Origin of the sequence: Pseudomonas sp. (assembly GCF_030690725.1) — a bacterium.
In the GTDB taxonomy this organism is placed as follows: domain Bacteria; phylum Pseudomonadota; class Gammaproteobacteria; order Pseudomonadales; family Pseudomonadaceae; genus Aquipseudomonas.
Genome location: NZ_JAUYGD010000082.1, coordinates 33,297 through 47,721, shown reverse-complemented (window position 1 = coordinate 47,721; position 14,425 = coordinate 33,297). Strand labels below are relative to the sequence as shown.

The following is a 14,425-nucleotide window of genomic DNA, read 5'->3' as shown; positions in this document are numbered from 1 at the left end:
CGATTATGAGGTTGTATACAAAAAAAGCAAATAATGTTTCTGGTTGAAATCCGCGATGTACTCGGCTTTTTCACCTATGCAATACCAGTCCTTTTCCTGATGTGTGCCGGAGCACCCACTTAGCCGGCCTGGCGAGGCGCTGATATCCCCATGATCAGCGGGTCTTCGGCAATAATCGTAGGCATCGCGGCCTTGCTGTCGTGACTTATCAGAACGGCTGCTAAGCAGATTCGCGAACAAGAAAAATGCTGCATATAAGAAATGAATCTGCCGACTGCGCGTTCTTCGGCAGAGAAGTGCGAACAGAAAGCGCGTGAAAATGCACCTTTACACGATGGCTATGCCTTGGTAGCGGTGTACGTGCTGGTTACATTGTGTACAATGCAAGGGCTTTTTATTTGTGACTTTTCACTGATTTGCTGCTTGCCAGAGGGTAGGTAGCACACAGTAGAGTTGCATCAGCAACCGCCGAACCTTGATCACGCGAGCCACAATGAACGAACAATTGCAGCCCCTTAAGAAGCAGACGCGCGAAGGCAAGAGCACTCGCAGCGGGACTCAGGACGATGTCGTTTACGCCCATATCTTCGATGCCATTCTCGAGCAGCGTCTGGCTCCTGGCACCAAGCTCAGTGAAGAGGCGCTCGGTGAAATCTTCGGCGTCAGCCGCACCATCATCCGTCGCGCTTTATCGCGCCTGGCCCACGAAGGCGTGGTGCTGCTGCGGCCTAACCGTGGCGCGGTCGTGGCCAGCCCGGGTGCGGAAGAAGCGCGGCAGATCTTCTATGTACGCCGGATGATCGAGCGGGCGATTACCGAGCTGGCCTGCAAGAACGCCAAGCCGGAACAGATTGCCGCGCTGCGCCAGATGGTGATTGATGAGCGCGATTGCTTCGCTCGTGGTGATCGCGGCATGGGCATTCGCCTGTCGGGTGAGTTCCACCTGAAACTCGCGGAAGCCGCCGGCAACCTGACCCTGTTGGGCTTTCTGCGCAGCCTGATTTCGCAGACTTCGCTGATCATCGCCCTGTACGAAAGCAACAGCCGCACCCATTGCTCGGATGCCGAACACGACCAGGTGATTGATGCCATCGAGGCCGGTAACGTAGAAGTGGCCGTGGACCTGATGATGCGCCATATGGACAGCGTTGACGCCAAGCTCAACCTGGATGGCGAAACCGCCTCCGATGATCTGCACGCGGTGTTCTCGCACCTGCTGCCTGGCAGCAAGAAGAAAGCCGCGAGCCGCTAATTGGGGCAACCGGCCTAAACGAAAAAGCCCGCTCATTGAGCGGGCTTTTTCTTGGTCGGAATTTAGCCTGCCTGGCTTAGTCTTGGCGATCTCAGTCGCGGCGATGCACCGACTGGCCGGCGGCGAAGGTTTCCTTAACGGCGCGGTCGTCACCGAGCATGGTCAGGGCGAAGAGTCTTTCGTCGAGGGTCTTGGCCTGTTGCATGCGGTAGCTGATCAGCGGCGTGGCGTTGTAGTCGAGCACCACGAAGTCGGCGTCTTTGCCGCTCTCGAAGTTGCCGAGCTTGTCGTCCAGGTACAGCGCGTTGGCGCCGCCGAGAGTGGCCAGGTACAGCGACTTGAACGGATCGAGTTTCTTGCCCTGCAGTTGCATCACCTTGTACGCCTCGTTCAGCGATTGCAGTTGGCTAAAGCTGGTGCCGGCCCCCACGTCGGTGCCCAGGCCGACGCGCACGCCGTGCTGTTCCAGCTTGTTCAGGTCGAACAGGCCGCTGCCGAGGAACAGGTTTGAGGTCGGGCAGAAGGCCACGGCCGAGCCGGTTTCGGCCAGGCGTTTGCATTCGTCGTCGCACAGGTGCACGCCGTGGGCGAATACCGAGCGCGCGCCGATTAGTTTGTAGTGGTCGTACACATCCAGGTAGCCCTTGCGCTCGGGGAACAGTGCCTTGACCCATTCGATTTCCTTGCGGTTCTCGGACAGGTGGGTGTGCATATACAGATCCGGGTACTCGCCCAGCAGCTTGCCGGCCAGGGTCAGTTGCTCCGGGGTGCTGGTCGGAGCAAAGCGCGGGGTCACCGCGTAATGCAAGCGGCCCTTGCCGTGCCAGCGTTCGATCAGCTCCTTGCTGTCGGCGTAGCCGGATTCCGGGGTGTCGGTCAGGTAGTCCGGCGCGTTGCGATCCATCAGCACCTTGCCGGCGATCATGCGCAGGTTAAGCGCTTCGGCAGCTTCGAAGAAAGCGTCCACTGATTGCTTGTGCACGCTGCCAAATACCAGGGCGGTGGTGGTGCCGTTGCGCAGCAACTCTTTCAGGAAGATACCGGCCACGTCGGCGGCATGGGCCTTGTCGGCGAACTGCTGCTCGGTGGGGAAGGTGTAGGTGTTCAGCCAGTCCAGCAGCTGTTCGCCGTAGGAGGCGATCATCCCGGTTTGTGGGTAGTGAATATGGGTGTCGATAAAACCGGGGGTGATCAGCGCGTCGCGGTATTCGGTGATTTCCACGCCCTTGAGGCTGGGCAGCAGGTCGGCGGCGTGGCCGACTTTGGCCACCTGGCCGTTGTCGATGACCAGGAGGCCGTCTTCGAAATACTCATAGGATTGCTCAACGCCCACCACGGCAGGGTCGGCGATGCTGTGCAGGATGGCGGCGCGGTAGGCTTTCACTGGGCTAGTCATGTAACGCTTATCTCAATCTATGGATTTGGTCGCCCAGGCGCGTGTGCGCCTGAGCAAATAGTCAGGCCTGGGTACGGCGAGAGGCGGGCAGCAGCTTGGCAACGCTGGGCTGGCCCTTTTTGCTCTCTTGGCCAAAGGCGGCGTTGTAGGTGGCGATCACTTCACCGGCGATGGACACGGCAATTTCCACCGGCAACTTGCCTTTGACCTCGGCCAGGCCCATCGGGCAACGCATGCGCGCCACCACTGCTGGGTTGAAGCCGCGATCACGCAGGCGGTGTTCGAACTTGGCGCGTTTGGTCTGTGAGCCGATCAGGCCGTAGTAGGCAAAATCGTTGCGTTTGAGGATTTCGGCAGTCAGCTCTAGGTCGAGCTGATGGTTGTGGGTCATAACGATAAAGTAGCTGCCGGCGGGCATGCGCTCGATCTCGTCGATCACCTCCTCATTGACCACCTTTTCCACCCCGGCGGGGATCTGCTCGGGGAATTCGTTTTCCCGCGAGTCGATCCAGCGCACCTTGCACGGCAGGCTGGCGAGCAGCGGCACCAGGGCGCGGCCGACGTGACCGGCGCCGAATACGGCGATCTGCGCCTGCGGCTGGCCCATGGGTTCAAACAGCAGCACGGTGGCGCCGCCGCAGCACTGGCCGAGGCTGGCGCCCAGGCTGAAGCGTTCCAGGCGGGTGTCCTGGCTGCGGCCGCTGAGCATTTCGCGGGCCAGCTCCATCGCCTTGAATTCCAGATGACCGCCACCGATGGTTTCGAAGATGCGGTCAGCGGTGACCACCATTTTCGAGCCAGCATTGCGCGGGGTTGAGCCGCGTTCTTCGATGATGGTCACCAGCACGCAAGGATGACCTTGCTGCTGCAGTTCGGCGAGGGCGCTGATCCAGCTCATTTGCTCAGCCTCCAGGTAGGTGGCAGTTGTCCGGGGCGCGGTAAGCGCCAGTTGCTCGGCGACGGATCCAGTATCGGTACCGGAATCGGTCGCGGTGTTTGCGGTTTCGTTTCGGTGTGTTTTGTCATTGTTGTACACCTGTTTATGCAGCGCCTGGGTGGATGGCCACCCAGGCGAATTGGCGTTACGCCGGTTGCGCTTCTACGGCGGCTGCCGACTTGGCGGGTTGCTGGAGTTTTTTCATCTGCTCCACACCCCAGAGCACGCGCTCAGGAGTTGCCGGGGCGTCGATGTTCGGTTGTACGCGGTAGTCAGCCAGGCTGGCCACGGCGTCCTTGATCGCACACCACACGGCGATGCCGAGCATAAACGGCGGCTCACCAACGGCCTTGGAGTGGAACACGGTGTCTTCCGGGTTCTTGCGGTTTTCCACCAGGTTGACGCGCAGGTCCAGCGGCATATCGGCGATGGCCGGGATCTTGTAGCTGGCCGGGCCGCTGGTCATCAGCTTGCCTTTGCCATTCCACACCAGCTCTTCCATGGTCAGCCAACCCATGCCCTGGACGAAGGCACCTTCGACCTGGCCGATGTCCAGCGCTGGGTTCAGTGATGCGCCAACGTCATGCAGGATGTCGGTGCGCAGCATCTTGTACTCACCGGTCAGGGTGTCGACGATCACCTCGGAGCAGGCGGCGCCGTAGGCGAAGTAGTAGAACGGGCGGCCGGCGGCCTTGTCACGGTCGTAGTAGATCTTCGGCGTGCGATAGAACCCGGTGCTGGAAAGCGATACCTGGCCGAAGTAGGCCTTCTGGATTACTTCCTCGAAGCTCAGGAACAGGTCGCGTACGCGCACCTGGCTGTTGCGGAACTCCACATCTTCCGGGGTGACCTTGTACTCGCGCACCAGGAAATCAACCAGACGCTGCTTGAGGGTTTCGGCGGCGTTCTGCGCAGCCTTGCCGTTCAGGTCGGCACCCGAGGAGGCCGCAGTCGGCGAGGTGTTTGGCACTTTGTCGGTATTGGTGGCGGTGATCTGGATGCGCGAAATGTCCACCTGCAGCACTTCAGCAACGATCTGCGCGACCTTGGTGTTGAGACCCTGGCCCATCTCGGTGCCGCCGTGGTTCAGGTGGATCGAACCGTCGGTGTAGATGTGGATCAGCGCGCCAGCCTGGTTGAGGAAGGTGGCGGTAAAGCTGATGCCGAATTTCACCGGGGTCAGCGCCAGGCCTTTCTTCAATACTGGGCTCTTGGCGTTGAACGCGCGGATTTCTTCGCGGCGCTTGGCGTAGTCACTGCTGGCTTCCAGCTCGGCGGTCATCTCGTGGATAACGTTGTGCTCGACTGTCTGGTGGTAGTGGGTGACGTTGCGCTCGGTCTTGCCGTAGTAGTTGGTCTTGCGCACTTCCAGCGGGTCTTTGCCCAGACTGCGCGCGACCGCATCCATGATCTCCTCGATGGCGACCATCCCTTGCGGGCCGCCGAAACCGCGGTAGGCGGTGTTCGACGCGGTGTTGGTCTTGCAGCGGTGGCCATTGATGGTGGCGTTGCCGAGGAAGTAGGCGTTGTCGGAATGGAACATTGCGCGGTCGACGATCGAGCCGGACAGGTCCGGCGAATAGCCGCAGTTGCCGGCCAGTTCAATCTCGATACCGTGCAGCAGGCCGTTATCGTCAAAGCCGACGTCGTACTCGACGTAGAACGGGTGACGTTTGCCAGTGATCTGCATGTCTTCGACGCGCGGCAGGCGCATCTTGGTCGGCCGGCCGGTGAGGTGGGCGATCACCGCACACAGGCACGCCGGGCCTGCGGCCTGGGTTTCCTTGCCGCCGAAACCGCCACCCATGCGGCGCATGTCGATGACGATCTTGTGCATTGGCACGCCGAGCACTTCAGCCACCAGCTTCTGTACTTCGGTGGCGTTCTGCGTCGAGGTGTAGATGATCATGCCGCCGTCTTCGGTGGGCATCACCGAGGAAATCTGGGTTTCCAGGTAGAAGTGTTCCTGGCCGCCGATATGCAGGCTACCTTGCAGGCGACGTGGCGCAGTGGCCAGCTCGGCGCTGGAATTGCCGATCTTGTGCTGGTGGCTGTCGAGGACGAAATGCTTCTTGCGCAGCGCATCGACCACATCCAGCACCGGCTCGAGGTCTTCGTACTCAATGATTGCCGCCATGGCCGCCTTGCGTGCGGTTTCCAGGCTGTCGGCACCGACGGCCAGTACCACCTGGCCGACGTATTCAACCTTGCCATCCGCCAGCAGCGGATCGCCAGCCACGACCGGGCCGATGTCCAGCTGGCCAGGTACGTCATCCTTGGTGATGGCAATCGCCACGCCCGGAATGGCGTAGCAGGGGCTGGTATCGATGCTGACGATGCGCGCGTGAGCGCGGTCGCTCATGCGGGCATAGACATGCAGCTGATTGGGAAATTCCAGGCGGTCGTCGACGTAGATGGCTTCGCCGGAGACGTGTTTGTCCGCACTTTCATGTTTGACGCTCTTGCCGACGCCAGTGGTGATGTCGGCGCGGAACAGTTCGGCCAGTTCGGCCTGGCTTTTAATTACATGATGATTAGACATACGCGGTCACCCGGGTTTCGACTTCGGGAGCTTGCAGCTCGAGGAAGAATTTACGCAGCAGATTCTGTGCAGTGAGCAGGCGGTATTCCTTGCTGGCGCGGAAGTCACTGAGCGGGGTGAAATCCTCGGCCAATGCAGCGCAGGCGCGTTCGATCACGCCCGGGTACCAGGCTGCGCCTTGCAGTGCGGCTTCACAGGCAGCAGCGCGTTTCGGGATTGCGGCCATGCCACCGAAGGCGATGCGGGCGCTTTGCACCACGCCATCTTCAACCACCAGGTTAAAGGCGGCGCAGACCGCGGAGATGTCGTCGTCCAGACGTTTGGACACCTTGTAGGCGCGGAACGCCTGATTGGCCTGATGGCGCGGCACGATGATCTTCTCGATAAATTCGGCTTCCTGGCGGGCAGTCACCTTGTAATCGAGGAAGTAATCTTCAAGCGGCAGGGTGCGGCTGCTGTTGCCTTTGCGCAGAACGATCTGCGCGCCGAGGGCAATCAGCAGCGGCGGGGCGTCGCCAATTGGCGAGGCGTTGCCGATATTGCCGCCCAGGGTGCCCTGGTTGCGGATTTGCAAGGAGGCGAAACGGTGCAGCAGCTCGCCAAAGTCCGGGTAGTCCTGGGCCAGGGCGGCGTAGCAATCGGAAAGGGCGGTTGCAGCACCGATTTCGATGCTTTCGGCGGTCACTTCGACGCGCTTCATCGCTTCGATATGACCAACGTAGATCATCACCGGCAGTTCACGGTGGAACTGGGTGACTTCCAGGGCCAGGTCGGTACCGCCAGCCAGCAGACGCGCTTCCGGGTTGGCGGCGTAGATATCGGCCAGGTCCGCCACGGTCAGCGGCAGCAGGCAGCGTTTGTCGCCACTGTTAAGCTCGGCAGTATCCTGCGGGGCGATGGCTTTCAGTTGCGCAACGGTTTGCGCTTCGGCAGCGTCGAACTGGTCTGGCTGCTTCTGGCAGCAGGCCTGTTCGGCGGCATCGATAATCGGACGGTAACCGGTGCAGCGGCACAGGTTGCCGGCCAGGGCTTCCATGGTGTCGGCCTTGTCGAAGCCACTGCTGTTCTTCTGCAGGGCAAACAGCGACATGACAAAACCCGGGGTGCAGAAACCGCATTGCGAGCCATGGCAGTCGACCATGGCCTGTTGCACGCTGTGCAGTTTGCCTTGGTGCTTGAGGTCTTCAACCGTGATCAGCTGTTTGCCGTGCAGGCTGGAAACGAAGGTCAGGCAGGAGTTGAGAGTGCGATAACGCACGCGCTCGCCATCCAGCTCACCGACCACCACGGTGCAAGCACCACAGTCGCCAGAGGCGCAGCCTTCTTTGGTTCCGGATTTGCCGACATGCTCACGCAGGTAATTGAGCACGGTGACGTTTGGGTCGAGGGCATGCTCAGTACGCAGCTCCCGGTTGAGTAAAAACTGGATCAAGGACGACCTCCAGGCACTTTATTGTTCTCGTATCAGGCTCTGTTGAAACGGCTACGTTGGGCAGCACAGCGTTTCCACACGGCTTGGCATGAGGCGAATCTAGAGTTTTCTGACTTTAGGGTCAACAAATATTTGACTCTTTGGTCAGGCGATTGTCATACGATTCAGTTATGAGCGCGAAAAGCCCTGCAGCCTGGTTAAACGCTAGCTGCTTTTGTGCCAAGCAGGCGTTGCGAAAACATGGCGACCAGCAAACAAAAAAACGCCAAGGGTGCGGGCCCTTGGCGTTTTTTTGTTGCGGTGTCTGGACTTAAGAGTGGGTCAGCTGCGAATCAGTCAATTGATGTTCTTCACCGGCGTAGTAGGCGCGTACCCGCGGGTCCATCACCGCGCGCCACAGCGGCGGGAACAGCGCCAGAACGATCATCCCGGCATAGCCATTGGGCAGCTGCGGGCTGTCGTCGAAGTGGCGCAGCACCTGGTAGCGACGTTTGGCGTAAGCGTGGTGGTCGGAATGGCGCTGCAGGTGGAAGAGGAACAGGTTGGTCAGCAGGAAATTGCTGTTCCAGGAATGCGTCGGATTGGTGCGCTCATAGCGGCCATTGTCCAACTTGCGCCGATGCAAACCGTAGTGTTCCACGTAGTTGACGATTTCCAGCAGGGTGAAGGCGACCAGCGATTGGGCAATAAAGAACAGTGCGCCGAGCCAGCCGAAAGCCAAACTGAAGCCGAGCAGGAACAGTACGCTGATGGCATACCAGGCAATCAGCTCATTGCGCCAGTGCAGGGCGGGCAGGTTCTTGCGTTTCAAGCGTTCGGCTTCGAGCTTCCAGGCATTGAGAAAGTTGTGCTTGTAGGCATGCGGCAGAAAGGCATACAGGCTCTGGCCATAGCGCGAGGAGCTGGCGTCTTCCGGGGTCGATACATTCACATGGTGACCGCGCACATGTTCGATCTTGAAGCCGCCATAGCACACAGCAGCGAGCAGCAGGCCGCCAGCGTTCTGCTCCAGCTGTGGGTCCTTGTGGATGAACTCATGGGCCACGGTAATACCTATCGCCCCGGTGACAGTGCCAACCGACAGCACCCAGCCCAGCTGGCCTACCCAGCTCCAGACCTCATGGCTGACAAAGACCCAGCCGGCCCAGCCGAGCATGCCCAGCAGCGCGGGTACTGTGGCCAGGCTTAAGAGCCGGTAGTAGCCCTGCTGCTCCATTTGCGGAACTTGCACGGTTTCATCCGGGTTAGCCGGGTCGCGGCCAATGATGAAGTCCAGCAGCGGGATAAGCCCAAAGACCACCACGATGACCAGCCAGGGCCAGGCGTTAGCGTATTGGCTGTTTAATGACCAGTAATAGCTCAATGGGATACCCAATACCGGGATCAACCAGAACCAGTAGCCGATGCTTTTAATGGCAAGCATCCAGTTTGAGGGCAGGCGTTCGAACATGGTGGCTCCGTACTTGTTATTGTTGGAATAGGGTGTTGGTAGGATTGTAGGACAATCCATTTTTATGACCATCCCTCAGTAGCCCACCTTTTGGTTTGAATGCAGGGCGCGGGCGGCCTTGGCCCGGTAACACCCTGTGTTACACTCGCGCCCTGCGCTGTACCGCCCAAGCCAAGCCTGGCGTGGGGTTGAGACCCTTGTTTGCCCCCCAATAGGTCAGATAGAGCCTAAGGATCATCATGACGTTCAAGGCACCGGATAGCCTCGCTGAGCAGATCGCCCATCATCTTGCCGAACGCATCATTCGTGGTGAGTTGAAGGCGCGTGAGCGGATTCAGGAACAGAAAGTCACTCAGGCGCTGAATGTCAGCCGAGGGTCGGTGCGTGAAGCATTGCTGATTCTTGAGCGCCGCCACCTAATCGTGATCCCGCCGCGCCGCGGCGCGCAGGTGGCTGAACTGACGCCGCATAATGTCAAGAGCCTGTATGCCCTGGTCATGGAACTGTACATCCTGCTGGGCAAAGCGGTGGCGGATAGCTGGCAGGTCGAGGCTGATCTCGGTCCGTTCCTGGTGATTCAGCAGCGTCTGCAGGACAGCCTGCAACGCGAAGACATCGACGGCTTTGTCGAGAGTAGCTTCGACATCATGCGTGCCGCGTTCCCGTTCTCCAACAATCCCTACCTGCAGGAAACCGTGGAGAATCTGTTGCCGGCCATCAGCCGCACCTATCACCTGGCGCTGGAGCGGCGCAAAGGAGAAATGGGCCAGTTCCTCAATACCTTTGCTGCCTTGCTGCAGGCGATCATCGCCCGTAACCATCAGGCCATTCGTGAGGTATTGCTGGGTTACGGTGAGCACAATTGCCAGCTGGTGCTGGCCGCACTGGCCGACGCTTAAGGAAGGCTGTCTATGCGGCTCAAGTGCATCAAACTGGCCGGCTTCAAGTCCTTCGTCGACCCGACCACGGTAACTTTCCCCAGTAATATGGCGGCAGTGGTTGGGCCGAACGGCTGCGGCAAGTCGAACATTATCGATGCCGTGCGCTGGGTGATGGGCGAAAGTTCGGCGAAGAACCTGCGCGGCGAGTCGATGACCGACGTCATCTTCAATGGCTCCAATACCCGCAAGCCGGTGACCCAAGCCTCCATCGAGCTGATCTTCGACAACTCCGATGGCACCCTGACGGGCGAATACGCGGGCTATAACGAAATCTCGATTCGCCGCCGGGTCACCCGCGACAGCCAGAACACCTATTTCCTCAACGGCACCAAGTGCCGTCGCCGCGACATCACTGACATCTTCCTCGGCACTGGCCTGGGCCCGCGCAGTTACTCGATCATTGAGCAGGGCATGATCAGCAAGCTGATCGAAGCCAAGCCGGAAGACCTGCGCAACTTTATTGAAGAAGCCGCCGGCATCTCCAAATACAAGGAGCGCCGCCGCGAGACCGAGAACCGCATCCGTCGCACCCATGAAAACCTGGCGCGCCTGACCGATTTGCGTGAAGAACTGGAACGCCAGCTCGACCGCCTGCACCGTCAGGCTCAATCGGCGGAGAAGTATCAGGAATACAAAGCCGAGGAGCGCCAGCTCAAGGCCCAGCTCACAGCTCTGCGTTGGCAGGCGCTGAACGAGCAGGTGGGCAGCCGCGAGGCGGTGATCAGCAACCAGGAAATCAGCTTCGAAGCGCTGGTGGCCGAGCAACGCAATGCCGATGCCAGCATCGAGCGGCTGCGTGATGGTCATCATGAACTGAGTGAGCGATTCAACCTGGTGCAGGGCCGCTTCTATTCAGTGGGGGGCGATATCGCCCGTATCGAACAGAGTATCCAGCACGGCCAGCAGCGTCTGCGTCAGTTGCAGGATGACCTCAACGAGGCCGAACGCGCACGCCTGGAAACCGAATCGCACCTAGGCCACGACCGCACGTTGCTGGCGACCTTGGGCGAAGAGCTGGCCATGCTTGGACCCGAGCAGGAGCTGACTGCAGCGGCGGCCGAAGAGTCTGCGGCCGGGCTGGAAGAATCCGAAACCGCCATGCATGGCTGGCAGGAACAGTGGGACAGCTTCAACCAGCGCAGCGCCGAACCGCGTCGTCAGGCCGAGGTGCAGCAATCACGCATTCAGCAACTGGAACAGAGCCTGGAGCGTCTGGCCGAGCGCCAGCGCCGTCTGACCGATGAACTGCAGCAACTGGCGGCTGACCCGGAAGATGCGGCAATTATTGAACTGAGCGAGCAGATCGCTGCCGGCGAAATCAGCCTGGAAGACCTGCAGCTGGAAGAAGAACAGCAGACCGAGCGTCTGCAGCAACTGCGCAATGACCTGCAGCACAGCGGTCAGGCCCAGCAGCAGGCGCAAGGTGAACTGCAACGCCTGAATGGCCGTTTGGCATCGTTGGAGGCGCTGCAGCAAGCGGCGCTTGATCCCGGCAAAGGTGCTGGCGAATGGCTACGCGAGCAGCAACTGAGCGAACGCCCGCGTCTGGCTGAAGGCCTGCGGGTTGAAGCCGGTTGGGAGCTGGCGGTGGAAACCGTGCTGGGTGCCGACTTGCAGGCCGTGTTGCTGGATGATTTCCAAGGCTTGGATTTTGCCGGCTTAACCCAGGGCGATCTGCGCCTGGCCAGCCCGAACAAGGGTGGCGCGCGGGTGGCGGGTAGTTTGCTGGATAAGGTTGAAGCCAACGTCGATCTGGCGCCTTGGCTGGGCAAGGTCAAACCGGTGCAGAGTCTGGATGAAGCGCTGGCCGCACGCTTGAGTCTGGGCGAAGGCGAAAGCCTAATCAGCCGTGATGGTTACTGGGTCGGTCGGCACTTTTTGCGGGTGCGCCGCGCCAGTGAAGCGGAAAGCAGCGTACTGGCCCGTGGCCAGGAGATCGAACGGCTTACGCTGGAGCGCGATGAGCGTGAAGCGGCGTTGGCTGTACTGGATGAGCGCTTGACTCATCTGCGCGAAAACCAGCGCACTCAGGAAGAACAGCGCGAGCAGCAACGCCGCCAGGCTCAGGATCTGGCTCGTCGTCTTGGTGAGCTGAAGGCGCATCTGTCCGCCGGGCAAGCCAAGGTTGAGCAGCTGGTATTACGCCGTACCCGCTTGGACAGCGAACTATTGGAGCTGGGCGAACAGCGCGAAATAGAGCACGAGCAACTGGGTGAGTCACGCCTGCAACTGCAGGACGCCCTGGATGCCATGGCGACCGATAATGAGCAGCGTGAAAGCCTGTTGGCCCGCCGCGACAGCCTGCGCGAACGTCTTGATCGCGTGCGCCAGGAGGCCCGGCAGCATAAGGATCACGCTCATCAACTGGCTGTGCGTCTGGGCTCGCTGAAGGCCCAGCATGACTCCACCCGCCAGGCTCTGGAGCGCCTGGAACTACAGGCCGAACGCTTGCACGAGAAGCGTGAGCAGCTCAACCTCAATCTGGAGGAGGGTGAGGCACCGCTGGAAGAACTGCGCATGAAGCTCGAAGAACAGCTCGACAAGCGCATGGCGGTGGAAGACGAGCTCAAGCTGGCGCGTCTGGCCCTGGAAGATGCCGACCGCGAACTGCGTGACGCAGAAAAACGCCGCACCCAGGCCGAGCAACAAGCACAGTTGCTGCGTGGCCAGCTGGAACAGCAACGCATGGACTGGCAATCGCTGACCGTACGGCGTAAGGCCCTGCAGGATCAGCTGCTGGAAGACAACTACGACCTGCATGGCGTACTGGCGACCTTGCCGACCGAGGCCAGCGAGAAAGCCTGGGAAGAAGAGCTGGAACGTCTGGCTGCACGCATCCAGCGTCTGGGCCCGATCAACCTGGCGGCAATTGATGAGTATCAGCAGCAATCCGAACGTAAGCGTTACCTGGATGCGCAGAACGCTGATCTGGTCGAAGCGCTGGAAACCCTGGAAAACGTCATCCGTAAGATCGACAAGGAAACTCGCAACCGCTTCAAGGAAACTTTCGACCAGATCAACGGCGGCTTGCAGGCGCTCTTCCCGAAAGTCTTCGGCGGTGGCAACGCCTATCTGGAGCTGACCGGCGAAGACCTGCTGGATACCGGCGTAACCATCATGGCGCGCCCGCCGGGCAAGAAGAACAGCACCATTCATTTATTGTCCGGTGGGGAAAAGGCGTTGACTGCCCTGGCCCTGGTATTTGCCATCTTCAAACTCAATCCAGCGCCGTTCTGCATGCTCGATGAAGTGGATGCGCCGCTGGATGATGCCAACGTTGGGCGCTATGCCCGGCTGGTAAAAGAGATGTCGGAAACCGTGCAATTTATCTATATCACCCACAATAAAATCGCCATGGAAATGGCTGATCAGTTGATGGGCGTAACCATGCACGAGCCCGGTTGTTCGCGATTGGTGGCCGTGGATGTGGAGGAAGCGCTAGCCTTGGTTGAATCATGATGGCCAGGGCGGTGTAAAGTTATCTTTCGTCGTGCTAGCTTAATGCGCATTGTTATTAGACGTGGCGTTATAACTCAGGGAAAGGCCTGGCAGAACATAGGCTTGGCGTCGCGGAAAAGAATTAGCAAAATGGCCCAGGAAGGCCTTTTTCATCACATTTTTATTAGGGGTTAAGGTATTTCATGGAATTCGGTCTGCGCGAGTGGCTGATTGTCATCGGCATTATTGTGATTGCCGGCATCCTGTTTGATGGCTGGCGGCGGATGCGTGGTGGTAAGGGCAAACTCAAGTTCAAACTTGACCGCAGTTTTGCCAACCTGCCGGATGATGACAGCGATCCTGATCTGCTCAGCCCGCCGCGGGTTATTGATCGCAGTAACGAGCCGGCTTTTGATGAAGAAGACCTGCCATCGCTAAGCGCGCGTGAGTTGAATCGTCGCCGCAGTGGTGAGCCGCAACAAGGCGACCTTAATCTGGGCCTGGAAGAACCTGTACCGACGCTGCTTAACCCGGTCGATGACGACGTGGTCAAACCCGCCAGTCAGGCCAAGGAAAGCAGCAAGGAATTGCCACCGGTTGAAGAAGTGCTGGTGATCAATGTCATCGCCCGCGATGAAGAAGGCTTCAAAGGCCCAGCGCTGTTGCAGAATATTCTGGAAAGCGGCCTGCGTTTTGGCGAGATGGATATTTTCCATCGCCACGAAAGCATGGCGGGCAATGGTGAAGTGCTGTTCTCCATGGCCAATGCGTTGAAACCTGGCACCTTTGACCTCGACGACATTGAAGGTTTCAGCACCCGCGCCGTGAGTTTCTTCCTCGGTTTGCCGGGCCCGCGTCATCCCAAGCAGGCTTTTGATGTGATGGTGGCCGCCGCACGCAAACTGGCCCATGAACTGGGTGGCGAGTTGAAGGATGACCAGCGCAGTGTGATGACCGCGCAAACTATCGAACACTACCGTCAACGCATCGTCGAATACGAGCGCAAGCAACTGACCAATAAGCGCTGATTTAATCGA

The 14,425-nt window shown here is 59.6% G+C and carries 9 protein-coding genes; 4 read left to right on the top strand and 5 right to left on the bottom strand.

Features of this window, described 5'->3' with window-relative positions; genetic code table 11:
- Positions 1-493 precede the first annotated feature (493 nt).
- Positions 494-1,252: a GntR family transcriptional regulator gene (locus Q8O69_RS20080; RefSeq protein WP_090253579.1), complete on the top strand. Its 759-nt coding sequence runs from the start codon at positions 494-496 to the stop codon at positions 1,250-1,252.
- A gap of 91 nt (positions 1,253-1,343) precedes the next feature.
- Here the strand turns inward: Q8O69_RS20080 and guaD are convergent, their stop codons facing one another.
- The 5 genes from guaD to Q8O69_RS20055 form a co-directional block, all read right to left on the bottom strand.
- A complete protein-coding gene (guaD, locus tag Q8O69_RS20075; RefSeq protein WP_305593994.1) occupies positions 1,344-2,648 on the bottom strand; it encodes a guanine deaminase in 1,305 nt (434 codons plus the stop codon).
- 61 nt (positions 2,649-2,709) lie between these two features.
- Entirely contained in the window at positions 2,710-3,546 is an 837-nt protein-coding gene (gene xdhC, locus Q8O69_RS20070; RefSeq protein WP_305593992.1) for a xanthine dehydrogenase accessory protein XdhC, read from the bottom strand.
- Between the two features lie 184 nt (positions 3,547-3,730).
- Complete coding sequence (gene xdhB / locus Q8O69_RS20065) at positions 3,731-6,127, bottom strand: xanthine dehydrogenase molybdopterin binding subunit (protein ID WP_305593990.1); 2,397 nt, start codon at positions 6,125-6,127, stop codon at positions 3,731-3,733.
- Positions 6,120-7,559 (bottom strand): xanthine dehydrogenase small subunit, encoded by a 1,440-nt coding sequence (gene xdhA, locus Q8O69_RS20060; RefSeq protein ID WP_269381215.1) that lies wholly within the window; start codon positions 7,557-7,559, stop codon positions 6,120-6,122. The genes xdhB and xdhA overlap by 8 nt, the downstream gene beginning before the upstream one ends.
- A gap of 310 nt (positions 7,560-7,869) precedes the next feature.
- Positions 7,870-9,009 (bottom strand): alkane 1-monooxygenase, encoded by a 1,140-nt coding sequence (locus tag Q8O69_RS20055; protein ID WP_305593988.1) that lies wholly within the window; start codon positions 9,007-9,009, stop codon positions 7,870-7,872.
- A gap of 239 nt (positions 9,010-9,248) precedes the next feature.
- Here Q8O69_RS20055 and Q8O69_RS20050 point away from each other — a divergent pair, with 239 nt between their 5' ends.
- The 3 genes from Q8O69_RS20050 to zipA all read left to right on the top strand — a co-directional run bounded on the left by Q8O69_RS20050 (position 9,249) and on the right by zipA (position 14,416).
- Positions 9,249-9,908 (top strand): GntR family transcriptional regulator, encoded by a 660-nt coding sequence (locus Q8O69_RS20050; protein WP_305593986.1) that lies wholly within the window; start codon positions 9,249-9,251, stop codon positions 9,906-9,908.
- 12 nt (positions 9,909-9,920) lie between these two features.
- Positions 9,921-13,409 (top strand): chromosome segregation protein SMC, encoded by a 3,489-nt coding sequence (gene smc / locus Q8O69_RS20045; RefSeq protein ID WP_305593984.1) that lies wholly within the window; start codon positions 9,921-9,923, stop codon positions 13,407-13,409.
- A 182-nt stretch (positions 13,410-13,591) separates the two neighbouring features.
- Positions 13,592-14,416 carry a cell division protein ZipA gene (zipA, locus tag Q8O69_RS20040; RefSeq protein WP_275962920.1) on the top strand — a complete coding sequence of 275 codons (825 nt, stop codon included), beginning with the start codon at positions 13,592-13,594 and terminating at the stop codon, positions 14,414-14,416.
- The last annotated feature ends 9 nt before the right edge of the window (positions 14,417-14,425 follow it).

What these genes read in the sequence shown, in the direction of transcription:
- Q8O69_RS20050 (WP_305593986.1), top strand. Translation starts at nt 9,249, where the DNA reads ATGACGTTCAAGGCACCGGATAGCCTCGCTGAGCAGATCGCCCATCAT.
- Q8O69_RS20055 (WP_305593988.1), bottom strand. Translation starts at nt 9,009, where the DNA reads ATGTTCGAACGCCTGCCCTCAAACTGGATGCTTGCCATTAAAAGCATC.
- xdhC (WP_305593992.1), bottom strand. Translation starts at nt 3,546, where the DNA reads ATGAGCTGGATCAGCGCCCTCGCCGAACTGCAGCAGCAAGGTCATCCT.
- zipA (WP_275962920.1), top strand. Translation starts at nt 13,592, where the DNA reads ATGGAATTCGGTCTGCGCGAGTGGCTGATTGTCATCGGCATTATTGTG.
- guaD (WP_305593994.1), bottom strand. Translation starts at nt 2,648, where the DNA reads ATGACTAGCCCAGTGAAAGCCTACCGCGCCGCCATCCTGCACAGCATC.
- xdhB (WP_305593990.1), bottom strand. Translation starts at nt 6,127, where the DNA reads ATGTCTAATCATCATGTAATTAAAAGCCAGGCCGAACTGGCCGAACTG.
- Q8O69_RS20080 (WP_090253579.1), top strand. Translation starts at nt 494, where the DNA reads ATGAACGAACAATTGCAGCCCCTTAAGAAGCAGACGCGCGAAGGCAAG.
- smc (WP_305593984.1), top strand. Translation starts at nt 9,921, where the DNA reads ATGCGGCTCAAGTGCATCAAACTGGCCGGCTTCAAGTCCTTCGTCGAC.